24 protein-coding genes are annotated in these 25505 nt (G+C 73.7%); 18 read left to right on the top strand and 6 right to left on the bottom strand.

Features of this window, described 5'->3' with window-relative positions; translation table 11 throughout:
- Window positions 1-2 precede the first annotated feature (2 nt).
- A complete protein-coding gene (locus tag VGE38_RS11000; RefSeq protein WP_331142584.1) occupies window positions 3-1076 on the bottom strand; it encodes a polyprenyl synthetase family protein in 1074 nt (357 codons plus the stop codon).
- A gap of 63 nt (window positions 1077-1139) precedes the next feature.
- On the opposite strand from VGE38_RS11000, the gene metF reads away from it, so the two are divergent.
- Window positions 1140-2018, top strand: coding sequence for a methylenetetrahydrofolate reductase [NAD(P)H] (gene metF / locus VGE38_RS11005; RefSeq protein ID WP_331142585.1), 879 nt, complete (start codon window positions 1140-1142; stop codon window positions 2016-2018).
- 19 nt (window positions 2019-2037) lie between these two features.
- On the opposite strand, the gene VGE38_RS11010 is transcribed toward metF, so the two are convergent.
- Window positions 2038-3345, bottom strand: coding sequence for a phytoene desaturase family protein (locus VGE38_RS11010; RefSeq protein ID WP_331142586.1), 1308 nt, complete (start codon window positions 3343-3345; stop codon window positions 2038-2040).
- Window positions 3346-3377: 32 nt separating this feature from the next.
- A complete protein-coding gene (locus VGE38_RS11015; RefSeq protein WP_331142587.1) occupies window positions 3378-3911 on the bottom strand; it encodes a YbaK/EbsC family protein in 534 nt (177 codons plus the stop codon).
- Window positions 3912-3957: 46 nt separating this feature from the next.
- Here VGE38_RS11015 and VGE38_RS11020 point away from each other — a divergent pair, with 46 nt between their 5' ends.
- The 4 genes from VGE38_RS11020 to VGE38_RS11035 all read left to right on the top strand — a co-directional run bounded on the left by VGE38_RS11020 (window position 3958) and on the right by VGE38_RS11035 (window position 6281).
- Window positions 3958-4473: a hypothetical protein gene (locus VGE38_RS11020; RefSeq protein WP_331142588.1), complete on the top strand. Its 516-nt coding sequence runs from the start codon at window positions 3958-3960 to the stop codon at window positions 4471-4473.
- 89 nt (window positions 4474-4562) lie between these two features.
- Window positions 4563-5018 (top strand): SAV_6107 family HEPN domain-containing protein, encoded by a 456-nt coding sequence (locus VGE38_RS11025; RefSeq protein ID WP_331142589.1) that lies wholly within the window; start codon window positions 4563-4565, stop codon window positions 5016-5018.
- 16 nt (window positions 5019-5034) lie between these two features.
- Window positions 5035-5748 carry a methyltransferase domain-containing protein gene (locus VGE38_RS11030; protein ID WP_331142590.1) on the top strand — a complete coding sequence of 238 codons (714 nt, stop codon included), beginning with the start codon at window positions 5035-5037 and terminating at the stop codon, window positions 5746-5748.
- Window positions 5749-5831: 83 nt separating this feature from the next.
- Entirely contained in the window at window positions 5832-6281 is a 450-nt protein-coding gene (locus tag VGE38_RS11035) for an SCO2097 family morphological protein (RefSeq protein WP_331142591.1), read from the top strand.
- A gap of 23 nt (window positions 6282-6304) precedes the next feature.
- Here the strand turns inward: VGE38_RS11035 and VGE38_RS11040 are convergent, their stop codons facing one another.
- Genes VGE38_RS11040 through VGE38_RS11050 form a run of 3 tightly spaced genes read right to left on the bottom strand, consistent with a single transcriptional unit; the run spans window position 6305 to window position 10840 of the window.
- Window positions 6305-8590, bottom strand: a complete 2286-nt coding sequence (locus tag VGE38_RS11040; protein WP_331142592.1) for a transglutaminase TgpA family protein — start codon at window positions 8588-8590, stop codon at window positions 6305-6307.
- On the bottom strand, window positions 8577-9839 hold the full coding sequence (locus VGE38_RS11045) for a DUF58 domain-containing protein (RefSeq protein WP_331142593.1): 1263 nt from the start codon (window positions 9837-9839) through the stop codon (window positions 8577-8579). The genes VGE38_RS11040 and VGE38_RS11045 overlap by 14 nt, the downstream gene beginning before the upstream one ends.
- Window positions 9840-9850: 11 nt before the next feature.
- Window positions 9851-10840, bottom strand: coding sequence for an AAA family ATPase (locus VGE38_RS11050; RefSeq protein ID WP_331142594.1), 990 nt, complete (start codon window positions 10838-10840; stop codon window positions 9851-9853).
- Window positions 10841-11036: 196 nt separating this feature from the next.
- On the opposite strand from VGE38_RS11050, the gene mraZ reads away from it, so the two are divergent.
- From mraZ to ftsZ, 13 genes are all read left to right on the top strand, one after another.
- Entirely contained in the window at window positions 11037-11465 is a 429-nt protein-coding gene (mraZ, locus tag VGE38_RS11055) for a division/cell wall cluster transcriptional repressor MraZ (RefSeq protein WP_331142595.1), read from the top strand.
- A 254-nt stretch (window positions 11466-11719) separates the two neighbouring features.
- Complete coding sequence (locus tag VGE38_RS11060) at window positions 11720-11869, top strand: hypothetical protein (protein WP_331142596.1); 150 nt, start codon at window positions 11720-11722, stop codon at window positions 11867-11869.
- 6 nt (window positions 11870-11875) lie between these two features.
- Window positions 11876-12886: a 16S rRNA (cytosine(1402)-N(4))-methyltransferase RsmH gene (rsmH, locus tag VGE38_RS11065; RefSeq protein ID WP_331142597.1), complete on the top strand. Its 1011-nt coding sequence runs from the start codon at window positions 11876-11878 to the stop codon at window positions 12884-12886.
- Window positions 12883-13350 carry a cell division protein FtsL gene (gene ftsL / locus VGE38_RS11070; protein ID WP_331142598.1) on the top strand — a complete coding sequence of 156 codons (468 nt, stop codon included), beginning with the start codon at window positions 12883-12885 and terminating at the stop codon, window positions 13348-13350. Before rsmH ends, ftsL begins: the two co-directional genes overlap by 4 nt.
- A 99-nt stretch (window positions 13351-13449) precedes the next feature.
- Complete coding sequence (locus tag VGE38_RS11075) at window positions 13450-15243, top strand: peptidoglycan D,D-transpeptidase FtsI family protein (RefSeq protein WP_331142599.1); 1794 nt, start codon at window positions 13450-13452, stop codon at window positions 15241-15243.
- Between the two features lie 7 nt (window positions 15244-15250).
- Complete coding sequence (locus VGE38_RS11080) at window positions 15251-16819, top strand: UDP-N-acetylmuramoyl-L-alanyl-D-glutamate--2,6-diaminopimelate ligase (RefSeq protein ID WP_524538548.1); 1569 nt, start codon at window positions 15251-15253, stop codon at window positions 16817-16819.
- A 103-nt stretch (window positions 16820-16922) separates the two neighbouring features.
- On the top strand, window positions 16923-18005 hold the full coding sequence (mraY, locus tag VGE38_RS11085) for a phospho-N-acetylmuramoyl-pentapeptide-transferase (protein ID WP_331142600.1): 1083 nt from the start codon (window positions 16923-16925) through the stop codon (window positions 18003-18005).
- Window positions 18005-19489 carry a UDP-N-acetylmuramoyl-L-alanine--D-glutamate ligase gene (gene murD, locus VGE38_RS11090; protein ID WP_331142601.1) on the top strand — a complete coding sequence of 495 codons (1485 nt, stop codon included), beginning with the start codon at window positions 18005-18007 and terminating at the stop codon, window positions 19487-19489. The genes mraY and murD overlap by 1 nt, the downstream gene beginning before the upstream one ends.
- Before the next feature lie 25 nt (window positions 19490-19514).
- Window positions 19515-20792 carry a putative lipid II flippase FtsW gene (gene ftsW / locus VGE38_RS11095; protein WP_331142602.1) on the top strand — a complete coding sequence of 426 codons (1278 nt, stop codon included), beginning with the start codon at window positions 19515-19517 and terminating at the stop codon, window positions 20790-20792.
- Window positions 20793-20804: 12 nt separating this feature from the next.
- Window positions 20805-21881 carry an undecaprenyldiphospho-muramoylpentapeptide beta-N-acetylglucosaminyltransferase gene (murG, locus tag VGE38_RS11100; RefSeq protein ID WP_331142603.1) on the top strand — a complete coding sequence of 359 codons (1077 nt, stop codon included), beginning with the start codon at window positions 20805-20807 and terminating at the stop codon, window positions 21879-21881.
- Window positions 21878-23311 carry a UDP-N-acetylmuramate--L-alanine ligase gene (gene murC, locus VGE38_RS11105; protein WP_331142604.1) on the top strand — a complete coding sequence of 478 codons (1434 nt, stop codon included), beginning with the start codon at window positions 21878-21880 and terminating at the stop codon, window positions 23309-23311. The genes murG and murC overlap by 4 nt, the downstream gene beginning before the upstream one ends.
- Before the next feature lie 47 nt (window positions 23312-23358).
- The gene (locus VGE38_RS11110) at window positions 23359-24102 is read left to right on the top strand and encodes a cell division protein FtsQ/DivIB (protein WP_331142605.1); all 744 of its coding nucleotides are present in this window, start codon (window positions 23359-23361) and stop codon (window positions 24100-24102) included.
- Between the two features lie 215 nt (window positions 24103-24317).
- On the top strand, window positions 24318-25502 hold the full coding sequence (ftsZ, locus tag VGE38_RS11115) for a cell division protein FtsZ (RefSeq protein ID WP_331142606.1): 1185 nt from the start codon (window positions 24318-24320) through the stop codon (window positions 25500-25502).
- Window positions 25503-25505 lie beyond the last annotated feature (3 nt).

The raw sequence follows: 25505 nt of genomic DNA on the forward strand, positions 1-25505 counted from the left end.
CCTCAGAGCCGCCGCTGGGTGGCGGCGTCCGCGAGCGCGCCGAGCACGGCCCGCGCGGTGGTGTCGGGAGCGGCCGCGGGCAGCGAGGCGAGCGCCGTACCGGTCAGCTCGGCGATCATCGCCTCCACCCGGTCCCGGGCACCGGAGTCGGTGATGACGGCGCGGAGCCGGTCCACCTCGGTGGCGGCGCCCGGCGTGCCCAGTAGCGAGTCCAGCAGCTCCCGGTCGGCCGGGGGCGCGCCCTCCAGGGCGAGCGCGACCAGGACCGTGCGCTTGCCCTCGACGAGGTCGTCGCCGGCGGGCTTGCCGGTCTCCTGCGGGTCGCCGAAGACGCCGAGCAGGTCGTCGCGCAGCTGGAACGCCTCGCCCAGCGGCAGCCCGACGTCGGTCAGTGCGGCGAGCTGCTCCTCGCCGGCTCCGGCCAGTGCCGCGCCGATGTGCAGTGGGCGCTCGATGGAGTACTTCGCCGACTTGTAGCGCAGCACGGTCAGCGCGGTCGCGACGTCGGCATGTCCGCGGGCCTGCACCGAGACGTCGAGGAACTGCCCGGCGATCACCTCGGTGCGGCACAGGTCGAAGACCTCCAGGGCGGCGGTCACCCGGTCGGCGGGGAGACCGCAGCGCCGCAGGAGCTCGTCGGCCCAGGACAGCAGCAGGTCGCCCAGCAGGATGGCCGCGGCGGCGCCGTACTGGCCGGCGTCACCCCGCCACCTCTGCGCGCGGTGCTCCTCGGCGAGCGCCCGGTGGGTCGCGGGCCGGCCCCGGCGGGTGTCGGAGGCGTCCATGTAGTCGTCGTGGACCAGCGCCGAGGCGTGCAGCAGCTCGAGCGCCGCGCAGGCCCGCACCAGCCCCGCCTCCGTGGCGGCGTCGGGAGCGGGGGCCAGTGCGCGGTAGCCCCAGTAGCAGAACGCCGCCCGGAACCGCTTGCCGCCTGCGACCGTGGTGCGCGCCTGGGTGACCAGCCGCGCGGCGTCGGGGCCGAGCGGCGTCAGCATGTCCTGCCGGCTGTCGAGGAAGTCGTCGAGCGCCTGCTGCACCTGGGCGCGGAACTGGTCGGTCTCCCACTGGCCGGTCACGCCCCGAGCCTAGGGCGTGGACAGCGGGCCGGGCCGGCGGGCCCCGGTCCCTAGACTGTGCGGGTGAGCCAGCGCATCGGGGACCTCGTCGGCCAGGGCGGCCGGTCCTTCTCGTTCGAGTTCTTCCCGCCCAAGGACGAGGTCGGTGAGGCCCAGCTGTGGGCGGCGATCGAGGCGCTGGAGCCGGTCCGCCCGACGTTCGTCTCGGTGACGTACGGCGCCGGCGGCTCGACCCGCGACACGACCGTGCGGATCACCGAGCGCATCGCGCGCGAGACCTCGCTGCTGCCCATGGCCCACCTGACCTGCGTCGGCCACACGGTCGCCGAGATCGAGACCGTGCTCGACGCCTACGAGGCGGCGGGCGTGCGCAACGTGATGGCGCTGCGGGGCGACCCGGTCGCCGGGCCGCGGGCGCCCTGGACGCCGACGGAGGGCGGGCTGACCTACGCGGCCGAGCTGGTCGAGCTGGTGCGCTCCCGTGCCGCCTTCGACATCGGTGTCGCCGCGTTCCCCGAGGGCCACCCGTCCGCAGCCTCGCTCGACGCCGACGCCGACGTGCTGGTCGCCAAGGCCGAGGCGGGTGCCCGGTTCGCGGTCACCCAGATGTTCTTCCGTGCCGCGGACTACTTCTCGCTCGTCGACCGGGTCCGCGCCCGTGGCGTCGACATCCCGATCCTGCCCGGCATCATGCCGATCCTGAACCTCGCGGCCATCCGCCGCCAGGGGGAGCTGATCGGCACCTCGGTCCCCGACGAGATCGTCAGCCGGATCCAGGCCCACGCCGACGACCCCGCTGCGGTCCGCGCCGAGGGCATCGCCCTGGCCGCCGAGCTGTGCGAGGAGCTGCTCGAGGGCGGTGCTCCCGGGCTGCACTTCTACACGCTGAACCGCTCCAAGGCGACGCTGGAGATCTTCTCCGCGCTCAACGTCACCAGCTGACGAGCGACGGCAGCCGGTCTCAGGCGGGGCCGATCGCCTGCGCCACGAGCGCGGCCGAGAGGCCGACGAACGGAAGGCCGTCGCCGGAGACGGCGTGCGCGCCGGCGGCGTACACCCCCGGCACGGGGGTCAGGGGTCCGAGCCGGTCGCGCACCGAGCGCCGGCCCTGCCACACCACTCCCAGCGGCGAGCCGTGCCAGCCCTGGACCAGCTCACGGGGGGAGAGGTCGACCCGGCTGACGACGCGCTCGCGGAGGTCGATCCGGTGCCGCGCGAGCGCGACCAGGACGTCCTCGTAGAGCTTTCCGCGCACGTGCACGGTCCACGCCTGGTGCCCGTCCGGCGCGCGGCCGCCGGTGCGGACCACGAGGGTCGGGTCCCCGTGCAGGACCGTCTCGTGGGGCAGGTCGGGCAGGTCGCCGGTCAGCCCCAGGTGCACGACCGAGGGCGGGATGGCCGGCATGGAGGCCGCGGCGTGTCGCGACAGCGCGGGCAGGCGCCGCGGGTCGACGGCGCACACGACGGCGTCGGCGTCGATCTCGCCGGCACTGGTGGCCACGGCGGCCACCCGGCCGTTGCGGACCACCAGGTCGGTCGCGGTGGTGCCGGTCAGCGCGGTGACCTTGCGGGTGACCAGCCGCCGCGCCAGAGCGTCACCGAGCGCCGCCATGCCGCCCTGGTAGGTCCAACAGCCGAACCGCTGCTCGAGGTAGGCGGTCAGGCCCGCCCAGGCCGGGACGTCGCGGGGGTCGTGCCCCGCGGCGCGGAACGGGTGGGCCGCGACTAGGCGCAGCCGCTCGTCGGGGAGCGCGGCCCGGAGCCGCCGCTGCAGCGTCTCCCGGCTCGTCAGCAGAGCCCGGACCGGCTTCGGGGGCTCGGCGGTGCTGGCCTCGAACACATGCAGCCGGAGCGCCTCCCAGGCCGGCCGGTACGCCGCCACGTGGTCCACCCACGCCTGACCGAGGGGGCGGCCCCGGCGGTCGCTGAGCTGGTCGAAGGCGGCGAGCTGGGCCGCTCGCGAGCCCCCCGGGAGCCGGACCGAGGACCCGTCGGCGAACCGGTGCTCCCGCACGACGTCGAGCTCGACCTCGGTCAACTCGCGCTCGAGGGGGCGGCCGGACTTCCGGAAGAGATCCCGGACGACGGCGGGCAGGATGGTGGCCGTCGCGGCGCCGTCCCAGGCGAACCCGTCCTGCTCGACCGGCCGCAGCGCGCCGCCGAGCGCGGGCTCGGACTCGACGAGTGTCACGGCGTGGCCGAGCTTCGCGAGCCGGGCCGCGGACGCCAGCCCGCCGAACCCCCCGCCGACCACCACCACGCGTGCCACGGGCGAACCCTAGGGCATCGTCGGGACGGTGCTCACTCGACCTCGATCGGGTCGCCACCGGTGAGGGCGAGCAGCTCGGCGTACGTCGTGGAGAAGACCGCCGCCGGGTGCCCGGCCGCCGCCCACACCACCGGATGCCGCTCCAGCCACGGGTCGACGTAGGTCGGTACCGGGGCCGGGTGGCCGATGGGGGAGACGCCGCCGATGACCTGACCGGTGTGCTCGCGGACGAACTCCGGCGTCGCGCGCACGAGCCGCTCGACCCCGATCCGCTGCGCCACCAGCCCGGTGTCGACGCGATGTGCCCCCGAGGTGAGCACCAGCACCGGGTGGACATCCGCGCTCGGGTGTGCGGCTGGATGTGCGGCGAACAGCAGGCTGTTGGCGATCGCGCCGACCTCGCAGCCCAGCGCCTCGGCGGCCAGCGCCGCGGTGTGCACCGAGTCGGGCAGAATGACGACGTCACCCGTCCCGCCTCGCGCGGCGTGCGCCGCGCGGAACCGCGTGATGGACGGGTGCTCGTCAGGCGTCACGGGTGCGCTGCCTGCAGGAGTGCCGGTGGCCATGACGTGACCCTAGCGACCAGTGTGAGTGCGTGTGAGGAGCGTGACCGTGGACGAGCGACCGATGTCGCTGAGGCTGGCCGTGCAGATGCTGTGGGCCCTGCTCGTGGTGGGAGCGGTGACCGTCCTGCTCATCGTCCTGCGCGAGGACGACCTGATCCGGACCTGGGCGGAGGGCAACCGCGCCACGCGCGAGATCCTGGAGCGGCAGGGCCTGGAGGCCGTCAAGGACGGCAGCGTGCAGCCGCCGCAGTTCGTGCCGGTCGCGGTCACGATGTACGTCGTCCTCGCCGCCCTGGTGTGGGTGCTCGGCGTGTTCCTCCGCAACGGCTTCGAGTGGGCCCGGTCGGGGATCACCGTCGTCCTGGTGTTCTCCGGCGTGGCCGCGGTCGGTGGGATGCGCGTGGGGCAGCCGACGCTGTTCGACGTCTGCACCGTGGTCTGTCTGGTGCTGGTGGCCGCCCTGCTGGTGGCGCTGTGGCACCCGCGCACCACCGCCTACATCCATGCCGACCTCGACGGTCCTGCCGACGACCAGGCAGGAGTGTCGGCGCCCGCTGCTTGACTCGGTGACGCGTCGGTCCGGGCTCTTGAGGAGTCGGAGCACCGCCGCTAGACTTCGAACACGTGTTCGAAGCGGATCGAGGAGTGAGCATGACCGAGCTGCTGTCGCCGGAGGCGCCGGCGTTCCTGCCCGCGACCACGCACGCCTACCTGCTGCGCGCGGCGGACTCACTGGCCGAGGCCCTCGACGCGGACGACACGCCGTCGCGCTACGCGTTCGCCCATGTCGCGGCGCTGCAGGCGGCCGCGGCCCTGCTCGCCGCCCGCAGCCGTCCGGCGCTCCCTCCCGCGGGTCGACGCCGCCCCCAGCGCAACGCGTGGGTGCTGCTCGCCGACGTCGCCCCCGAGCTGGCCGAGTGGGCCGCCTTCTTCGCCGCGGGCGCCGCCAAGCGCGCCGCGGCCGAGGCGGGCTCGACCCGGGCGGTCACCGACGACGAGGCGCTCGGGCTCGTGCGTGACGCCGACCGATTCCTCGGCATCGTCGAGCGTTCGCTCGGTCTGGTCCCGCACTCGCAGCTGGTCGCGGCGGACCGGGAGGTCGGCTGACCCGTAGGGTGGCCCCATGAGCGCAGCGAGCGAACGCCGGGGGAGCGCCCGCACCGCCGTCGTGTGGGACACCCTGCGGCCGATGCTCGACGGGCGCGGGCTCGACGTCCTCGACGTCGGCGGCGGGACGGGCGGCTTCGCGGTCCGTGTCGCGGGGCTCGGTCACCGGGTGAGCGTCGTCGACCCCAGTCCCGACGCGCTGGCCGCGCTCGACCGGCGCGCCCGCGAGCAGGGGGTCGTGGTCGAGGGCCGGCAGGGCGACCTGTCGAGCCTGCTCGACGTCGCCGGGTCCTCCGCCGCCGACGTCGTGCTGTGCCACGGCGTGCTCGAGGTCGTCGAGGACCCGGCCGCGGCGCTGGCGGTGCTGCGGGAGGTGCTCCGACCCGGCGGCCGGCTCAGCCTGTTGGTGGCGCAGCGCAACGCCGCGGTGATCGCGCGCGCCATGGCCGGCCACTTCGCACAGGCGGCCGCGCTGCTCGACGACACCACGTCGACCGGGCGGACCGGGCGGCGCTTCACGCTGGCCGAGGCCGAGCAGCTGCTCACCGACGCCGGCTTCACCGTGGCCGCCTCGCACGGCGTGCGGGTCTTCTCCGACCTCGTCCCGGGATCGCTGCTCGACCTGGAGCCCGGTGCCGCCGGCGCGTTGGTCGAGCTGGAGCGGGCGGTCGCCTCGCGGGCCGAGTTCGTCCCCCTCGCCACGCAGCTCCACCTGGTCGCCGAGCGCTGAAATTTCCGGGCTCCGCCTACCGTGGAGCCGACCGCCTGCCTAGACTTGCGTCAAGCACGACCGTCGGACCAGTGGAGGACACGGTGCCACTCTCGGAAGAGGAGCTGCGACTGCTCGAGCAGATGGAGCGGGCCCTTCTCCAGGAGGACCCGAAGTTCGCCTCCACGCTGCGCGGCACGACGCTCAAGCGCGCCGCGCACCGGCGCGCGATCCTGGCCGGCGTCGTGTTCCTCGTCGGCGTCGCGCTGCTCATGACCGGTGTCATCACCCAGCTGCCCGTGGTCGGCATCGTCGGCTTCGTGGTCATGCTGGGCTCCGCCACGGTGGCGGTCGCGGCGTTGCGCGGCAAGCCGACGCCGACCCCGCACCTGCCCGGTCACCACCCCAGCCAGGGCGGGTTCACGGTCATCGACGGCGGCCGCTCGGGTCGCACTGGCCGGTCCGGTCGCAGCGAGCGCCGGTCCCACGGCTCCTTCATGGACCGCATGGAGCGTCGCTGGCAGCGCCGCCGTGACGAGTCCGGCGGCTGGTGACCCAGCCCGTCTAGCTCACCCGGTCAGTTCACCGAGTCGACCAGCTCGCGCGCCAGCCTCGCGTCGGCGTCGACCGCTGCCGGGCTCGGCTGCCGGCTCAGCACCGACCGCGGCCACCAGGCCGCGCGACGACGGGTGCGGCCCGACAGGCCGGTGGTGAGCGCGGCCAGGATCGCCTCGGCGTCCGCCACCGGGACCAGTGCCGCGGGGCGCGGTGAGTACCGCTCCAGCTCGAGCAGTGCCACCAGCCGCAGCAGCGCCTGCTCGGCCTCGCCGTGGCCGACGTACGTCGCCAGCCGCTCGCCGGTCTCCCGTGGGGAGCGGCCCTCGGGCCACGGCAGCCCGATGTCGACGACGGTGTCGCGCAGCTCCAGCCAGACCGACTCGGGGCTGGCCTCGGCCAGTCGTGCGGCCCGGCGCCGGCGGCGGATGCGGCCGGGCAGCATCAGCAGCGCCATGACCACGAGCAGCACCAGGGCCGAGGCGAGCGCCCACCACCAGGCATCTCCGGCGACCTCGCCGCCCGACGCGTCGTCGGTCTGCTGCGTCTCCGGCCGTGGCGCCGCGCTGGGGCCCGAGCTCGCCGCGGCGCTCGGGGCCGCGGAGGTCGTCGGGGCGTCGGGGCGCTCGGCGTTGATGTTGCGGGTGTACGCCGGGACCTGCTCGGCCCGCGCGGCCGGGGTCGGCTCGAAGCGGACCCAGCCGGCGCCGGAGAAGTACAGCTCCGGCCACGCGTGCATGTCGTGGGCGCTGTAGACGTAGGTGTTGGGGGCCACCTCGTCCGGGATCAGGAATCCGACGGCCACCCGGGCCGGGATGCCGAGGGCGCGCGCCATCGCGGCCATCGCCGTGGCGAACTGCTGGCAGAAGCCGGTCCGGCCGCCGGTGCCGGGGGTCAGGAACTGCACCAGGTCGTCCGGGCTGCTGCGCAGCGGCACGTCGTCGTCGTAGGTGAAGCCGCCGTCCTCGCGGAACCAGTCCTGCAGCGCCACCGCCTTCGCGAAGGGCGAGCCCGCGTGCTCGGTGACCGAGCGGGCGAGGTCGCGCGCCTCCCGCGGGAAGTCGTCGGGCAGGTCGCGGAAGATGGCGGGCACCGACCCGGCTCCCACGGCGGCGTCGCGCAGGTCGGCGGCCTGCAGGGTCACCTCGAGCGCGGTGAAGGTGTAGTCCATGCCCGCGGCGCTCTGGCCGTCGCCGGCCAGGAAGTCCATCGTGCTGGTGTCGTAGCGCCAGTCGCCCTCGGCCTCGATCTCGGTGATGGGGTTCTGGGTCGGGAGCCAGCGGGACTCGAAGCCGTCGAAGACGCTCACGTCGTACGCGTGCTCCACCCGCTCCAGCCAGGGGGCGAGGCCCTGCGGGTTGGGCAGTCGTCCGTCGGCGTCGTTGCGCGCCGGCACGTCGCGGTCGCCGGCGGTCCACTCGTTGTCGCCGAAGCGGGCCAGGGCGGCGACACGCAGGTAGCGCGGGTCCGGGTCCGCGGTCGTGATCTGGACCAGGGGGACGTCCCGCCCGCGGGTCAGCTCCTGCTTCAGTCCGACCAGGGGGTTCGTGACCGTGATCTTGTTGCCGCCGCCGCTGCCCGGGCCGAAGCCGAGGAGGTGGACGTCGAGCGTGGGCACGGCGCCCGGCACCACCAGTGCCAGCACGGTCGCGACCGACCCGACCGTGCCGGCGCCCATCCCGAGCCGGCCCCGCCCGGTCAACGTCGGCGGGTCGAGCCGCTCGCCCCAGCGGCGGACGCGCTCGCTCTGCTGCAGCACCAGCATCGTGAGGAAGCCGGCCGCCGTCAGCACGAAGCACCACCACGGGACCGGGTCGTCGACGACGCTGAAGGGGACGGCGAAGATGGCGAGCAGCGGCATCCCGGCCAGCGCCGGACGGCGCAGCGAGCATGCCAGCAGGTCGACCAGCAGCAGGCAGGCGAGGCCGCCGCCGAGCAGCAGCGGCTCGATGCCTCCGGCGACGGGGACCGGTGGCTTGAGCCGGGCGGCGGTGTCGAGGCCGGTGTCCACCGCGGCCCGCAGCTCGGCGGCCGTCCCGCCGACCGGCAGCGGGGAGCCGGTCAGCAGCAGGCTGACAGCGGCGATGCCCAGCACGAGCTGGGCCACGAGCACGACTGCCGTCGGCATTCGCGCCGTGCGGGCCAGCAGGCCGCTCACCGCGACGACCGCGGCGAGCAGCGTCATGGGCTGCAGGTAGCCGCCCGGGTCGGTGGTGAAGCTGCGCCAGGCCAGCGTGCTCGCCCACACGGTCGCCGCGGCCACCAGGGCCAGCAGCACGGGGGCGAGCGCGGTGTCACGAAGTCGCATGGTCACGACCCCTCCCACGCGGACCACGCGACCCGAGCGCCTGCCACGCCTGGTCGATCCGGGTGTCGGGCAGCACGGTCGCGGCACGCCAGCCCTGCTGCAGCAGCAGCCCGGTTGACCCGCCGGTGCCGAGCTGGGTCGGGCCCCAGGCGTCCACGTCCAGCGCCATCGCCAGGGCGAGCCCGGAGTGGTGGACCATCCGCCGCAGCACGGGCAGGTCGGTTCCGGTCACACTGCCCAGCACGGCGACGGTCACGCCGCCGGAGCCGTGCTCGCCGAGCCACCCCGCCTCGAGCGAGACGGTCGGCTCGGGCCGCACCATGGCGAGCGCCTCCAGCAGCTGCCCGGCCGCCACGTCGGCGTCGCGACTGTGCCAGGCGCTGGCCGGCTCCTCGCCCGACGCGGTCACCAGCCGGACGGCGTAACCGCGCCGGCTGAGGTGGGCGGCGACGGACGCGGCCGCGACGACCGCCGTCTCCAGCGAGGACGCCAAGCCGTGTCCGCGGTGCGCGCCCGCGCGGTTGTCGAGGAAGACGGTGGCCCGTGACTGCCAGGGCTGCTCCTCGCGACGCACCATCAGCGCGCCGACGCGGGCCGAGCTGCGCCAGTGCACCCGGCGCAGGTCGTCGCCGCGGCGGTAGTCGCGCACGGTGACGTCCTCCGCGCTCCCGCCGGCGAACGCGCGCGGCCGGTGATCCCCCGATCCCGACTGCGCCGCCTCGAGGGGGACCGACGGGAGTGCGACGGTGCGGGGCGTGACCACCAGCTGCGTGGTGGTGCGGAACGTCCTCGTCAGCTCGACCAGCCCGAAGGGGTCGCCCACCCGGACCGACATCGGTCCCAGGTCGTACCGGCCACGGACCTCGGCCCGCACCGGGTAGGTGACCCGCCGGCGCCAGCCGTGCTCGATCCGCTCCAGGACGAAGCGAGGGCGGCTGCCCAGGGCGTAGGGCAGCTGCTCCTCGACGCGCAGCGCCCCCGAGGGCATCCGCCCGTCGTTGCGCAGCGTCAGCGCGACCTCGGCCGCCTGTCCGGCGCTGACGACCGACGGGGTGACCGTGCGGGTGAGCGAGAGCCGGTAGCGGCCTTGCGCCACGGCGTACGCCGTGAGCAGGGGAAGGGCGAGCAGCAGCACGCCGACACGCAGCAGGGTGGACTGACCCAGCGCGAAGGAGCACACCACGGCGCTGCCGCCGGCCGCGAGGAAGCACCGCCCCCTGACGGTCAGTCCGCGCAGCGACTCGCGCATGGTCGGCCTCCTCAGCCGGCGGCGGGGACGGGCACGGAGGCCAGCACGGAGTCGAGCACGCTGGCCGGGGTCCGTCCGCTCATGGTCGCCTCGACGGTGGGGAGCAGCCGGTGCGCCAGCACCGGCGTGACCAGGGCTGCCACGTCATCGGGGAGCACGTAGTCGCGGCCGTGCAGCGCGGCGCTGGCCTTCGCGGCCCGTACCAGGTGGAGCGTGGCGCGAGGGGAGGCGCCGAGGACCAGCTCGGGGCTGGTACGGGTGGCCGAGGTCAGCGCCACGGCGTAGCGCTGCACCGCGTCGGCGACGTGGACCTGGCCGACGATGCCGATCAGCTTGCGGATCTCCGCGGCGTCGGTGACCGCCTCGAGGTCGTCGAGCGGGTTGGCCCGCGTGTGGGAGGAGAGCATCGCGATCTCGGCGGCGGGCGGGGGATAGCCGACCGACACCCGCGCCATGAAGCGGTCGCGCTGCGCCTCCGGGAGGGCGTAGGTCCCCTCCATCTCGATGGGGTTCTGGGTGGCGATCACCATGAACGGCGTCTCGAGCTGGTACGTCGCGTTGTCGACCGTGACCTGGTGCTCCTCCATGCACTCCAGCAGAGCGGACTGGGTCTTGGGGGAGGCCCGGTTGATCTCGTCGCCGACCACGATGTTGGCGAAGATGCCGCCGGGGCGGAACTCGAACTCGCGGGTGTTCTGGTTGAACACCGACACGCCTGTCACGTCGGAGGGCAGCAGGTCGGGCGTGAACTGGATGCGCCGGACCGAGCAGTCGATGCTGCGCGCCAGCGCCTTGCTGAGCTGCGTCTTGCCGACGCCGGGCACGTCCTCGATGAGCAGATGGCCCTCGGCGAGCAGGACCACGAGGGCGGAGAAGACGACGTCGGGCTTGCCCTCGATGACGCGCTCGATGTTGGCCCGGATCCGGCCGGCGACGCGGGTGACGGTCTCGACGTCGGCGGGGCCACCGGGGCCGGCGAGGCCAGTGCTGGACGTGCTCACGTGCGGGGTCCTTCCGGGCGGGCCGCGTTGCGCGGGTGGGACCACCGTATTCGCCCCGGCAAGGCCTGTGGGCGGCGGGCGGGAGCGGAAACCCCGTCGCAACACCGGCGAAGTGGTTGACGGTGGGGGAAAGTGGTTTAAGGTGGGGCAAAGTGGAGGAAGAGACCACTGACGTGGAGCGGTAGGGGGTGGGCCGGTGTTCTTCATGGGCACGTACACCCCGAAGCTCGACGAAAAGGGCCGCCTCTTCCTCCCGGCGAAGTTCAGGGACCGACTGGCGGAGGGCGTCGTGGTGACACAGGGTCAGGAGAACTGCCTGGTCGTGTGGCCCGAGGACGTCTTCCTGGCGGAGGCCACCCGGGCGCAGCAGGCGCCGCTGACCTCCCGCGGTGCGCGTGACTACGCCCGCGTGCTCTTCGGCGGCGCCGAGCAGGGCGCGCCGGACAAGCAGGGGCGGATCAGCATCTCGCCGTTCCTGCGGGCCTACGCCGGGCTCACCAAGGACGTCGTCGTGATCGGCGTGATGGACCGGATCGAGATCTGGGACCCGGAGCGATGGCGCGACTACTCGACCGTCGCCCAGGCCAAGTTCGCCGAGCTCGACGAGGACGCCGCGCAGAACTGACCGGCACCCGCACCATCCGGCTCCACCCCGCACCACCCGGCACCACAACTCAACAGCGGCTCCGCAGAGCGAGGTCTCAGTCCCGCTCCCGAGGTCTTCTGGGGCACCTTCCCCGGTTCCAGACGACCGTCCGCCCTCTGGGGCACCTTCCCCGGCTCCAGATGGCGATCCCTTCCACCCCGGGAGCGGGCATGAGACCTGGCCCTGCGGAGCCGTTCCCCACTAACCAGCACCACCAGAAGGGTCGAACCGCGATGACCACCACCCCCATCGCACCCCAGGCGCCGCGCCGGGTGCGTCACCAGGCCCGTGAGGCCGCCGTGGTGATGGTGTTCTCCGCCGGGACCTCGCTGGGCATCGCGCTGGTCCTCCTCGTCCTCGCCAGCCTCACCCAGCAGGGCTGAGTCCCCATGAACAGTCCGAGCACCCCTCCGATCCCGCCCAGCGGACCGCGGCACGTTCCGGTGCTGCTCGACCGGGTCGTGGCGCTGCTCGCGCCGGCGCTCTCCCACGACGGCGCCGTCATGGTCGACTGCACCCTCGGCCTCGGCGGCCACTCGGCCGCCGTCTTGGAGCGCCTCCCGGCAGCGCGCGTGATCGGCATCGACCGCGACCCCGAGGCGCTGCGGCGGGCGGGCGAGCGGCTGGCGCCGTACGGCGACCGGTTCACCGGCGTGCACGCGGTGTACGACGAGCTGCTGGACGTGATCGAGGGCCAGAGCCTGGACCGTGTCGGTGGCGTGGACGCCGTGCTGTTCGACCTGGGCGTCTCCTCGATGCAGCTCGACGTGCGGGAGCGGGGCTTCGCCTACGCCGAGGACGCGCCCCTCGACATGCGGATGGATCCGACTCGCGGCCTGACGGCTGCCGACGTGCTCAACACCTACCCGGTGGCGGAGCTGACCCGGGTGCTCCGGGAGTACGGCGAGGAGAAGTTCGCCGCCAAGATCGCCCGGGCCGTCGTACGCCGCCGCGAGACCGAGCCGTTCACGACCTCGGGGCCACTCGTGGAGCTGCTCTACGCGACCATCCCGGCGCCCGCGCGCCGCACCGGGGGACACCCCGCCAAGCGGACCTTCCAGGCGCTTCGGATGGAGGTCAACGACGAGCTGGGCGTGCTGCGCCGGGCCATGCCCGCCTCGCTGGAGGCGATCGGCGTGGGCGGCCGGGTGGTCGTGGAGTCCTACCACTCGCTCGAGGACCGCCTGGTCAAGAACGTCTTCGCCGGGGCCACGCGGCTCGACGTCCCGCCGGATCTCCCGTTCGTGCCCGAGGGCGCCGAGCCCGCCCTGCGGCTGGTCACCCGCGGCGCGGAGCAGGCCGGCCCCGACGAGACCGCCGACAACCCCCGCGCCGCCTCGGTCCGGCTGCGCGCCATCGAACGAGTCAAGCCCTTCCTTCCCCGAGGAGCCACATCATGAGCAGCGCCAGCCCCGTGCCCTCAGGCCGTACGACGCCACTGCGCGGCCGCCCCTGGCTCGACGGCGCTGCGCTGCAGCGCGCCAGGCTCGCCGTCGTACCCCGCGTGCGGGTGCGGGCCTCGCGCTTCCCGTTCGTCACCCTCGTCAGTCTGATCCTGCTGGCCGGCGTGGTGGGACTGCTGTGCTTCAACACCTCCATGCAGCAGGCGGCCTTCACCGAGAGCCGGCTCTCCCAGCAGGCCACCGACCTGGCCGCGCGCCAGCAGACCCTCGAGATGGAGCTGGAGGAGCTGCGCGCCCCCCAGCACCTGGCCGCGCAGGCGCAGAAGCAGGGCCTGGTCATCGCGACCACGGTCGCCATGCTCGACGTCGAGACGGGGAAGGTGAGGGGCCAGGCCGCTCCCGCCACCGCCGACGCGACCCCGCCGCTGCGCCCCCGCGTCCGCAAGCCGGTCTTCCGCTGAGCTTCCCTCACCGCGACACGCGGCCGGCTGACCGCCGGTTGGGCGCTCGCCGGGGGAGACTGGCGGCACACACCGCAGGGGTAGGGAGAAGGGACGAGCGTGGCAGGCAACCAGCGCACCGTGCGCCAGCCGCGACGGGGCACCCGGCGCGGGTCGCCGCACGTGCGGCTGCGGATCGGCTTCATGCTGATCGCGATCGTGCTGTCCGTCTTCGGCGCCCGGCTGGTCCAGCTGCAGGGGATCGACCCCTACTCCTACGCCGCCGCCGCCCGGGCCGCGAACCTGGTCGACATCGACCTGCCGGCCGAGCGCGGTGACATCCTCGACCGCAACGGCGAGCCACTGGCCGACTCCGTCGAGGGCCTGATGATCGTGGCCGATCCCGCCCTGACGAGGAAGCACGCCCCGGAGCTGGCGAAGTTCCTCAGCAACCGGCTCGGGATCGACTACGCCAACGCCCTGCGCCAGCTGCGCGGCGACCCGGACAGCAGGTACGAGTACGTCGCCCGCAAGATCCCGGCCACCGTGGCGAGCGAGGCGGTCGACGAGGCGCGCGAGCTGGGCTACAAGGGTCTCTCCACCGAACGGGACCCCATCCGCGCCTATCCGGGTGGTGATGTGGCCGCCAACCTCGTCGGCTTCCTCGGCACCGACGAGTCCCTGGGCGGCCTGGAGCGCAGCTTCGACACCTACCTCGCCGGCAAGGACGGCAAGGCCACCTACGTGGAGGGCAGCGGCAACCGGATCCCGCTCGGCGAGAGCACCACCGTCGAGCCGGTGGACGGCAAGACGCTCACCACCACGCTCGACCGGGACCTGCAGTCCTATGCCCAGCGCGTGATCGCCGAGGCCGTCGACCGGTCCAACGGCGAATCGGGCGTCGTCGTCGTGCAGGACACGCAGACCGGAGAGCTGCTCGCCCTGGCCGACTACCCGACGTTCGACGCCAACAAGCCCGGGGAGGCGCCGAAGGCGGACCGCGGCAGCCGCGCGCTCAGCGACGTCTACGAGCCCGGGTCGGTGCAGAAGGTGCTGACCCTGGCCGCCCTCATCGACGCCGGCAAGGTCACCAGCCGGACCCGGCTCACCGTTCCGAACACCCTGCACCGCCAGGACCGCGTCATCCACGACTGGTTCGACCACCCCACCAAGCGGTGGACCCTTGCGGGCGTCGTCGCCCAGTCCTCCAACATCGGCACGGTGATCGCCGCCGACAGCTTCGCGGCCGGCCAGCTGCGCGACTACCTCACGAAGTTCGGCCTCGGCCGCACCACCGACATCGGGCTGCGCGGCGAGTCCGCCGGCATCCTGCCGTCCCCCACGCAGTGGAACGCCCAGATCGAGGACCGCATCGACTTCGGCCAGTCGCTCTCGGTCAACGCCGTGCAGATGACCACCGCCGTCAACGCTGTCGCCAACGGCGGGGTGCGCGTCTCCCCGAGCATCGTCAAGGGGTCGGCGACCACCGCGGCCGGGGTGGCGGTCGGCACCGACCACACCACGCGCGAGCGGGTGGTCAGCGCCGAGGCCGCCCAACAGATGATGGAGATGATGGAGCGGGTCCCCGACCCGGAGACCGGAACGGCGCCGCGCGCGCAGGTGCCGGGCTACCGCGTCGCAGGCAAGACCGGTACGGCGCAGCGGGCCAACTCCGAGTGCGGCTGCTACGACGGCTCGTTCACCGTCTCCTTCGCCGGCTTCGCGCCGGCCGACGCCCCGCGCTTCACCGTCTACGCCCTGGTCCAGAACCCGCGCAACGGCGGCGGCGGCGGCTCGCTGGCCGGACCGGTGTTCGCCAAGGTCATGAGCTTCGCACTGCGCCGCTACGGCGTCCCACCGACCGGTACGCAGCCGTCGCGCCTGCCGGTCGAGTGGGGCCGCGGCAGGGGATAATCGCCGCGTGCCCTCCACCGTCGATCGCGCGCTCGTCGCCGCGACCCGTCCGCTGCGTCCGCTGCGCACCCCGCTGGCCGACCTCGTCGAAGAAGGCATGACGCTGGCCGGCGATCCGGCGACCGTCGTCACGGGGGTCTCACTGAGCTCGCAGCGTCTGCTGCCCGGCGACCTGTACGCCGCCCTGCCAGGAGCGCGCGTCCACGGCATCGACTTCGCCTCCGACGCTCTCGAGGCCGGGGCGGTCGCGATCCTCACCGACCACGTGGGCGCGAGCCGGATCCTGCCGGGGTCGCCGATGCTGGCCGGCGTACCCGTGCTGGTGGCATCCGACCCCCGGGCCGTGCTGGGCCGGCTGGCGGCCCGGATCTACGGCGAGCCGGCGACCGCCATGCGGATGATCGGCGTGACCGGCACCCAGGGCAAGACCACCGCGACCCGGCTGATCGAGAGCGGCCTGCAGAAGGCGGGCCTCACGGCCGGTGTCATCGGCACGGTCGGCACCCGCGTCGCCGGCAAGGACCTGTGGACCAGCCTCACCACGCCCGAGGCGCCCGACCTGCAGGGGCTGTTCGCGCTCATGCGCGAGAAGAAGGTCGGCGTGTGCGCGATGGAGGTGTCCAGCCATGCCCTGGTGCTGGGACGGGTCGACGGCGTCGTCTTCGACGTCGGGGTCTTCTTGAACCTCGGCCGCGACCACCTCGACTTCCACCACGACGTGGCCGACTACTACGCGGCGAAGGCCTCCCTGTTCACGCCGGAGCGCGCCCGGCTCGGCCTGGTCAGCATCGACGACGAGCACGGACGGCGGCTGGCGACCGAGGCGGCGATCCCGGTGCGCACGTTCTCGACCCGCCAGGAAGCCGGCGCGGACTGGACCGCCGTCGACGTCGAGCTGGGCCCCGCGGGCTCCACGTTCCGGGCGATCGGCCCCGACACCGACGTGCCGGTGCACTGCCCGCTGCCGGGCGACTTCAACGTCGCCAACACGCTGGCCGCGGTCGCGGCCTGCGCGGAGGTCGGCCTGCCGGCCACGCAGGTACGCCGGCTGGGCGACGCGATCGGGCGCGCCGGCGGTGTCCCGGGCCGGCTGGAACGGGTGGAGGTCGGACAGGACTTCACCGTCGTGGTCGACTACGCCCACAAGCCCGATGCCGTGGAGGCCGTGCTGCGCACGCTGCGTCCGCTCACCGACGGCCGGGTGATCGTGGTCCTGGGTGCCGGTGGCGACCGGGACACCGGCAAGCGCCCGATCATGGGCGCGATCGCGGCCCGGTTGGCCGACGTCGTGGTGGTCACCGACGACAACCCCCGCGGAGAGGACCCGGCGGCGATCCGTGCCGCGATCCTCGCCGGCGCCCGTGGCGGCACGGCGACCGTCCGCGAGGTCGGCGACCGCCGGGCCGCGATCCAGGAGGCGGTCGGCATCGCGGAGGCCGGCGACATCGTCGTCCTGGCCGGCAAGGGCCACGAGAGCGGCCAGGAGGCGGCCGGGGTGGTGCAGCCCTTCGACGACCGCGAGGTCGCCCGCGAGGCGTTGCTCACACGCCTGCGCGGCACGACCGGCATGGCGTGAGGCGGCGTGGTGGGGCGTAGGCCAAGATGGCCTGTGCCTGTGGCAGGGCCCGGCAGGGACATCACCCAGGGACATCAGCGAGTGAACGAGCAGTGAGGCAACGATGAGAGCGATCCTCTTGGGCGGCGGTCTGGCCCTGTTGCTGTCGCTGCTCGGAACGCGTGTCGCGATCCGTCAGTTCACGCGGCTCGGCTACGGCCAGGAGATCCGCGACGACGGCCCGACCAGCCACCACACGAAGCGGGGCACGCCCACGATGGGCGGCGTCGTCATCATCGTCTCGGCCGTGATCGCCTACTTCGTCGCGAAGCTCATCACCCGCGCGGAGCCGTCGGCCTCCGCGCTGCTGCTGCTGTTCTTGTTCGTCGGCATCGGCGCGGTCGGCTTCCTCGACGACTTCATCAAGATCTTCCGGCAGCGCAGTCTGGGCCTGCGCAGCAAGGCCAAGATGATCGGCCAGACGGTCGTGGCCATCGCCTTCGGCGTGCTCGCGCTGTGGGACGAGCTCGCCGACGAGGCCGGCCGGCTGCCGGCGGCCGACCAGATCTCGTTCCTGCGCGACTTCGGCTGGACGCTGCCGACGGCGCTCGTGCTGTTCGTCATCTGGTTCCTGGTCACCGGCTTCAGCAACGCGGTCAACCTGACCGATGGTCTCGACGGCCTGGCCACGGGCGCGAGCGCACTGGTGTTCGCGGCGTACGTCGTCGTCGGCATCTGGCAGGCCAACCAGACCTGCGGCGTGACGCTGAACCCGCACTGCTACGAGGCCCGCGACCCGCTCGACCTTGCGGTCGTCGCCGCCTCGATCGCCGGCGCCTGCATCGGCTTCCTGTGGTGGAACGCCTCGCCGGCGCAGATCTTCATGGGCGACACCGGCTCGCTGGCGCTCGGCGCCGCGCTCGCCGGCCTCGCGATCCTGTCGCGCACCGAGCTGCTGCTGGTCGTCCTCGGCGGCCTCTTCGTCACCATCACGCTCTCGGTGATGCTGCAGGTGAGCTTCTTCAAGGCCACCCGTCGCTTCACCGGCGTCGGCCGGCGGATCTTCCGGATGACGCCGCTCCACCACCACTTCGAGATGCTCGGCTGGGAGCAGGTCACCATCGTGATCCGGTTCTGGGTCATCACGGGCCTGTGCGTCGCGGCCGGCGTCGGGATCTTCTACGCGGAATGGGTGACCGGGAACTGATGGCTGGGCGCGAGCTGGGATCCCTGGGCCGGGAGGACTCCTGGGAAGGCGTGCGCGCCGTCGTGGCGGGCTTCGGAGTCTCGGGCTTCGCCGCGGCCGACAACCTGCTGCATCTGGGCGCCACTGTCACCGCTCTCGACGAGAAGCCGGGTGAGGGGGACCGCGCGGAGCGGGCCGAGCTGCTGGAGGTGCTCGGCGCCAGCATCCGGCTCGGGCCCGGCGCCACCGCCACGCTTCCCGAGGACATCGACGTCGTGGTGACCAGCCCCGGCTGGAAGCCCTCGGCGCCGCTGCTTGCCCAGGCCCGCGAGCGTGGGATCCCGGTGTGGGGCGAGGTCGAGCTGGCGTGGCGACTGCGCGCTCCGGGCCCGTCGGGACAGCCGGCGCCCTGGCTGGCGGTCACCGGCACCAACGGCAAGACCACGACCGTCGAGATGCTCGACACCATCCTGCGCACCGCCGGCCTGCGCAGCGCGGCCGTCGGGAACGTCGGCCGGCCGGTCGTCGAGGCCGTGATGGACCCCGAGCCCTACGACGTCTTCGCCGTCGAGCTCTCCAGCTTCCAGCTGCACTACACCGAGTCGATGGCCGCCGAGTCGGCGGCCGTGCTCAACCTCGCTGAGGACCACCTCGACTGGTACGGCTCCGGCGACGCCTCGCCGATGGAGCTCTACGCCGCCGACAAGGGCCGCATCTACGAGCGCGTCTCCCGCGCCTGCGTCTACAACGTCGCCGACCCAGCCACCCGCCGTCTCGTGGAGGAGGCCGACGTGGTCGAGGGCGCCCGGGCGATCGGCTTCACGCTCGGCATGCCGAGCGTCGGCATGCTCGGCGTGGTCGAGGGAATCCTGGTCGACCGGGCCTTCATCGAGCAGCGCCACGACAGCGCCGCCGAGCTGTGCACGGTCGCGGACCTGGCCAGCGACGCGCCGCACTTCGTGGCGAACGCCCTGGCGGCGGCCGCCCTGGCCCGCGCCCACGGCGTCAGCCAGGCCGCGGTGCGTGACGGGCTGCGCTCCTTCCGGCCCGGTGGTCATCGCATCAGCGTGGTGGCCGAGCGCGACGGCGTCACCTGGGTCGACGACTCCAAGGCGACCAACCCGCACGCTGCGCAGTCCTCGCTGCAGGCCTACGGGTCCGTGGTGTGGGTGGCGGGCGGCCTGGCCAAGGGCGCCCGGTTCGACGACCTCGTGCAGGCGGTGCGCGACCGGTTGCGGGGCGTGGTGCTGCTCGGCCGCGACCGCGACGTCATCGCCGAGGCTCTTGCGCGACACGCCCCCGATGTCCCGGTGGTGACCCTGCCGAGCGGTGAGACTGGTCCCGGTGACGTCATGACGCACGTCGTCGACGCGGCAGCCGGTCTCGCCCGGCCGGGGGACACCGTGCTGCTCGCGCCGGGATGCGCCTCCATGGACATGTTCACCGACTATGCCGCCCGCGGGGACGCGTTCGCCGCGGCGGTGCGTGCCAGGAACAGCAGCTAGACCAGCAAGCGGAAGGGGAGGCCCGGTGACCACCGCCAACCCCGAGGACGCCGCTGCAGCCGGTCCTCTCGCACGCGTCCGGTCGGGACTCCAGGCGCGGCCCTCGTCGCGCTGGCTCACGGCCGTGCGCGAGGCGCTGGACCGGCCGCTCACCGCCTACTACCTGCTGCTCGGCGCCTCCGCCCTGCTGCTGACCATCGGCCTGGTCATGGTGCTGAGCTCGTCGAGCGTGTACTCCTTCCGGGAGTACGGCGACTCCTACTACACCATCAAGCGCCAGGTGGTCTGGGTCGTGCTCGGCATCCCCGCCGCCTGGGTCGCCAGCCGGTTGCCGCTGCGGGTCATCCGAGGCTTCGCCTACCCGGCGTACGTCGTCTCGCTGGCGCTGCTCTTCGCCACGGTGTTCGGGGGGCGCGAGGTCAACGGCAACCAGAACTGGCTGGTCCTCGGCCCGATCCAGATCCAGCCCTCGGAGATCGCCAAGCTGTGCCTGGTCCTGTGGGCGGGGCACATCTACGCGAACAAGGAGCGCCGGCTCGACAGCCTCCACCAGATGGCGGTCCCGGTCGTGCCGGGCCTGCTGCTGGCCACCGGACTGGTCGTCGCCGGTGACGATCTCGGTACCGCGCTGGTGCTGCTGGCGATCCTGGTCGGGCTGCTGTGGGTGGTCGGCTTCCCGGGACGCGTCTTCGGGCTCGGGTTCTCCGCGGTCGGCGTCGCGGTCTTCGGGTTCGCCACCCTGGACCAGGAGCGGGTCTCGCGCCTGACGAACTTCGTGGACCCCTTCCAGGACTTCGAAGGTGCCGGCTGGCAGGCCGGCCACGGCCTCTACGCGCTCTCCAGTGGCGGCTGGTTCGGCGAGGGCATCGGCGCCTCCCAGCAGAAGTGGGGCTCGCTCCCGGAGGCGCACACCGACTTCATCTTCGCGGTGCTCGGCGAGGAGCTCGGTCTGGTCGGCACGCTGCTGGTGGTCGGCCTGTTCCTCACCATCGCCTACGCCGCGGTCCGGGTGGCCCGGCAGACCGAGGACCCGTTCGTCCGCTACGTCACCTTCGGCATCGTGGTCTGGCTGCTCGGCCAGATGATGATCAACGTGTCGATGGTGCTCGCCCTGGGCCCCGTCATCGGCATCCCGCTCCCGCTGGTGTCCTACGGAGGCTCGGCGCTGCTGCCGTCGCTGTGTGCCCTCGGCCTGGTGATCGGCTTCGCGCGCCGGGAGCCCGAGGCCGCCCGCGCACTCGCGGCCCGGAAGAAGTCCCGCTCGGCGGGCCTGTCGGCCGGTGTTCCGGGACGCCGCGCCTAGGCTGAGCCCGATATGCGCGTCCTCCTCGCCGGCGGCGGTACCGCCGGACACACCTCGCCCCTGCTCGCGACGGCCGACGCCCTGCGCCGCCTGGATCCCGCGGTGGAGGTGACCTGCCTCGGCACGCCGCGCGGGCTGGAGACCACCGTCGTCCCGGCCGCCGGCTACCCGCTCGAGCTGGTGCCGCCCGTGCCGCTCCCGCGCTCGCTCGGCGGCGAGCTGTTCAAGGTGCCGGGCCGGCTCCGGGCCGCCGTGAAGGCCACCCACGAGGTGTTCGAGCGGGTGCGGCCCGACGTCGTCGTCGGCTACGGCGGCTACGTCTCGGTCCCGGCGTACCTCGCGGCGCGCTCGCGCAAGGTCCCCGTCGTCGTCCACGAGCAGAACGCGTTGCCCGGCATCGCCAACAAGCTCGGCGCCCGCGTGGCGACCCGGGTCGCCGTCAGCTTCCCCGACACCCCGTTGCCGAAGGCCGAGTACGTCGGCCTGCCGGTGCGGCCGATGATCGCCACCCTGGACCGTGCGGCGCTGCGCGCCGAGGCGCGAGCCTTCTTCGGCCTGGACCCCGACCGGCCGACGCTGGTCGTCACCGGCGGCAGCCAGGGCGCGCGCCGGCTCAACGAGGCGGTCACCACCGCGGCCGGCGCCCTGGTCGCCGCGGGGATGCAGGTGCTGCACGTGGTCGGCCCGAAGAACGACCTGCCCCCGGCCGCGCCGGGCTACGTGCCGGTGGGATTCGTCGACCGGATGGACTACGCGCTCGCCGCCGCCGACCTCATGGTCTGCCGCGCCGGCGCCAACAGCGTCGTCGAGGCGGCCGCCGTCGGCGTGCCTGCCGTCTTCGTGCCGCTGCCGATCGGCAACGGCGAGCAGGAGCACAACGCGCGCCCGGTCGTCGACGCCGGCGGTGCGCTGCTGGTCGCCGACGCGGCCTTCACCGCCGAGTGGGTGACGGGCACCCTTCCGGCGCTGGCGACCGACGAGGCCCGGCTCGCAGCGATGGGCTCCGCCGCGGCGGCGCTGGTGCCGCGTGACGCGGCCGAGCGGCTCGCCCGGATCGTGCTCGAGACCGCCACGAGGACGGGCCGATGAGGATCCCCGTCCCCGAGGTCATCCTCCCCGCCGACCAGCTCGGCCCCGTGCACTTCGTCGGCATCGGGGGCGCCGGGCTCTCGGCGATCGCCCGGATCATGCTGGCCCGCGGCATCCCGGTCAGCGGCAGCGACGGCGTCGCCTCGCCGACCCTGGACCGCCTGCGCGAGCTGGGCGCCACCGTCCACGTCGGCCACGCCGCCGAGCACGTCCACGGCGCCCAGACGCTGGTCGTCTCGACGGCCGTGCGCGAGGACAATCCCGAGTACCTCGAGGCGGTCCGGCTCGGCCTGCGCATCCTGCCCCGCTCCGCCGGGCTGGCCTCGGTGATGGCCGGGCGGCGCGTCCTCGCCGTCGCCGGCACCCACGGCAAGACCACGACCACCTCGCTGCTGACCGTCGCCCTACAGGCCGCGGGCGCCGAGCCGACGTACGCCGTCGGGGGTGACCTGACCTCCAGCGGTACCAACGCCGAGGTCGGCGCGGGGGACCTCTTCGTGGCCGAGGCGGACGAGAGCGACGGTGCCTTCCTGGTCTACCGCCCCCACGCCGCGATCGTGACCAACGTCGAGGCCGACCACCTCGACTCCTGGGGCACCGAGGCGGCGTACCGCGAGGCTTTCGCCGAGTTCGTCGAGCGCGTCGACGACCGCGCGGCCGGCGGCCTGCTGGTCGCGGTCGTCGACGACCCCGGCGCCGCCGCGCTGCGTGCGGTGGCCACCTCGCTGGACCGCGCCTTCGTCGGCGTGGGGGAGAGCGACCTCGCCGACGTCCGGGCCGTCGACGTCGTGCTGTCCGGCACGACCTCGAGCTTCACCGTCGTGGACCACGGGGTGGAGCTGGGCCGGGTGACGCTGCAGATCCCCGGCCGGCACTATGTGCTGGACGCGCTCGCAGCGTTGACGCTCGGCGTGCGGCTCGGCTACGACTTCGCCGACCTGCGCCGCGGACTGGAGGCGTTCGGCGGCACCCGTCGCCGGATGGAGCGCAAGGGCTCGGTCGACACTCCCGGTGGCGCCATCCGGGTCTACGACAGCTACGCCCACCACCCCGCGGAGATTGCGGGGGACCTCGAGGCCGCCCGCTCGGTCGCCGGCGAGGGCCGCGTCGTGGTCGCCTTCCAGCCACACCTGGTCTCTCGGACCCGCATCTTCGGCCCCGAGATGGGTCGCGCGCTCGGGGCCGCCGACGAGGTGGTCGTGCTCGACGTCTACCTCGCGCGGGAGGACCCCGACCCGGAGGTGACCGGCGACCTGGTCGCTCGGCACGTGCCGCTGCCGCAGGACCGGGTCGCGTCCGTGCCCGGACTCGACGAGGCCGTGGACGAGCTGGTCGCGCGCGCCCGGCCCGGGGACCTGGTGCTGACGCTCGGCGCCGGCAGCGTCACCGAGATCGGACCGCGGGTGCTCGACCGGCTCGGGGACCGATGAGGCGACGTACGACGCCGCCAGCGGACCGAGTGGACCGAGCGGACCCGGTGGCCCCGGCGGATGCGGAGGCGCGGGCGCTCGTGCGCAACCGCCGCCGGTTCGCGCGGCGGCAGTGGCGGCGCCGGTGGCTGGCCTGGAAGAACGTCCTGGCCGTGGTCGTCGTGCTCGGCCTCGTGGGCGGTGCGGTCTGGACGGTGTGGTTCTCCACGCTGCTCTCGGTGCAGGGCGTCGAGGTGGCCGGGACGAGCGCCCTCAAGCCGCAGCAGGTCCGGCGGGCCGCCGGCGTGCCGCTGGGCGAGCCGTTGGTGTCGGTGGACCTGACCGCCGTGCGCGCCCGGGTGGCCGCCCTCGCCCCGGTCGAGCGGGTGGAGGTGTCCCGGCAGTGGCCCGACCAGGTGCTGGTCGAGGTCACCGAGCGGACCCCGGTGGCCGTGATCGACATCGGCGGACGGCTGCGCGGCCTGGACCGGCACGGTGTGGTCTTCCTCGACTACCGCAAGGCCCCGCCGGCCCTGCCGCGCGTCAAGACCCCCGCCGGCACGGGCGTCGAGGCGCTGCGCGAGGCCGCGGCGGTGGTGAGCGCGATGCCGCCCGACCTGGCCCGCATCGTCGACCACGTCGCGGTCGAGACCGTCGACCGGATCTCGCTGGAGCTCGGCGACGGCCGCACCGTGGTGTGGGGGAGTGCCGACGACTCCGCCCAGAAGGCCCGGGTGCTGCAGGCGCTGCTGCGCCAGGACGCGAAGACCTACGACGTCTCCGTCCCGGGCCAGCCCACGACCTCGGGCTGAGCTGGCCCGCGGTTTTGGCCGCGCCGCTCCGCGTGTCGCCGCGAATCCGGCCCGCTCGGTGCCTACTGTCGTGACCACGACGAGGTTGACATAACTATAACCCTCAGCCTGAGGGTGACAGTTGAAGGTCGATCGGCGTGTCGCAGAGATCTTGGCGCGGGCCCTCCGCGCACCAGAGCACGACCGAGCACCAAGCCATTGAAGGGGCGAGCACCGTGGGAGCTGCACAGAACTACCTGGCGATCATCAAGGTCGTCGGCATCGGCGGCGGTGGCGTCAACGCCGTCAACCGCATGATCGAGGTCGGCCTCAAGGGGGTCGAGTTCATCGCGATCAACACCGACGCCCAGGCGCTCCTCATGAGTGACGCCGACGTCAAGCTCGACATCGGCCGCGAGCTCACCCGCGGCCTCGGCGCGGGCGCGAACCCGGATGTCGGCCGCCAGGCCGCCGAGGACCACTCCGACGAGATCGAGGAGGTGCTCAAGGGCGCCGACATGGTCTTCGTCACCGCGGGCGAGGGCGGCGGCACCGGCACCGGCGGCGCCCCCGTCGTGGCCAAGATCGCCCGCAGTCTCGGCGCGCTCACCATCGGCGTGGTGACCCGGCCCTTCGCCTTCGAGGGCCGCCGGCGGGCCAACTCCGCCGTCGAGGGCATCGAGGCGCTGCGCGCCGAGGTCGACACGCTCATCGTCATCCCCAACGACCGCCTGCTCTCCATCTCCGACCGCAACGTCAGCGTGCTCGACGCCTTCAAGCAGGCCGACCAGGTGCTGCTGCAGGGTGTCGCGGGCATCACCGACCTGATCACCACCCCCGGCCTGATCAACCTCGACTTCGCCGACGTCAAGTCGGTCATGTCCAACGCCGGCTCGGCGATCATGGGCATCGGCTCGGCGCGCGGTGAGGACCGCACCGTCCAGGCCGCCCAGACGGCCGTGTCCAGCCCGCTGCTCGAGGCCAGCATCGACGGCGCCCACGGCGTGCTGCTCTCGATTGCCGGTGGCTCCGACCTCGGCCTGTTCGAGATCAACGAGGCGGCCGCGCTCGTGGCCGACGCGGTCCACGCCGAGGCGAACATCATCTTCGGCGCCACCATCGACGACGCCCTGGGCGACGAGGTGCGGGTGACGGTGATCGCGGCCGGCTTCGACGGCGGCGCTCCGAAGACCCGCGACGAGAGCAACCTGATGCGGCAGCAGTCGCGCCCGGTCCGCCCTCAGCAGACCCAGGAGGAGGCCCGGGCCGCCGTCGCGGCGGCCGTCGCGGCCCGACCGGAGGTGGCGAGCGAGCCCGCCGGCCCGAGCACCCCGCCGCCCGCGCCGCGCCCGGCCGCCCCCGCCGTCGAGAGCCCCGTCCTGAGCGAGGACGACCTCGACGTGCCGGAGTTCCTCAAGTAAGGC

This window comes from Nocardioides sp. (assembly GCF_036405735.1).
Lineage (GTDB): Bacteria > Actinomycetota > Actinomycetes > Propionibacteriales > Nocardioidaceae > Nocardioides.

Excerpts from the sequence above, each read along its gene's own strand:
- VGE38_RS11030 (WP_331142590.1), top strand. The coding sequence starts at position 5,035 with ATGAGCGCAGCGAGCGAACGCCGGGGGAGCGCCCGCACCGCCGTCGTG.
- VGE38_RS11040 (WP_331142592.1), bottom strand. The coding sequence starts at position 8,590 with ATGCGACTTCGTGACACCGCGCTCGCCCCCGTGCTGCTGGCCCTGGTG.
- rsmH (WP_331142597.1), top strand. The coding sequence starts at position 11,876 with ATGAACAGTCCGAGCACCCCTCCGATCCCGCCCAGCGGACCGCGGCAC.
- VGE38_RS11025 (WP_331142589.1), top strand. The coding sequence starts at position 4,563 with ATGACCGAGCTGCTGTCGCCGGAGGCGCCGGCGTTCCTGCCCGCGACC.
- VGE38_RS11060 (WP_331142596.1), top strand. The coding sequence starts at position 11,720 with ATGACCACCACCCCCATCGCACCCCAGGCGCCGCGCCGGGTGCGTCAC.
- murC (WP_331142604.1), top strand. The coding sequence starts at position 21,878 with ATGAGGATCCCCGTCCCCGAGGTCATCCTCCCCGCCGACCAGCTCGGC.
- VGE38_RS11045 (WP_331142593.1), bottom strand. The coding sequence starts at position 9,839 with ATGCGCGAGTCGCTGCGCGGACTGACCGTCAGGGGGCGGTGCTTCCTC.
- murG (WP_331142603.1), top strand. The coding sequence starts at position 20,805 with ATGCGCGTCCTCCTCGCCGGCGGCGGTACCGCCGGACACACCTCGCCC.
- mraY (WP_331142600.1), top strand. The coding sequence starts at position 16,923 with ATGAGAGCGATCCTCTTGGGCGGCGGTCTGGCCCTGTTGCTGTCGCTG.
- murD (WP_331142601.1), top strand. The coding sequence starts at position 18,005 with ATGGCTGGGCGCGAGCTGGGATCCCTGGGCCGGGAGGACTCCTGGGAA.
- ftsL (WP_331142598.1), top strand. The coding sequence starts at position 12,883 with ATGAGCAGCGCCAGCCCCGTGCCCTCAGGCCGTACGACGCCACTGCGC.
- VGE38_RS11015 (WP_331142587.1), bottom strand. The coding sequence starts at position 3,911 with ATGGCCACCGGCACTCCTGCAGGCAGCGCACCCGTGACGCCTGACGAG.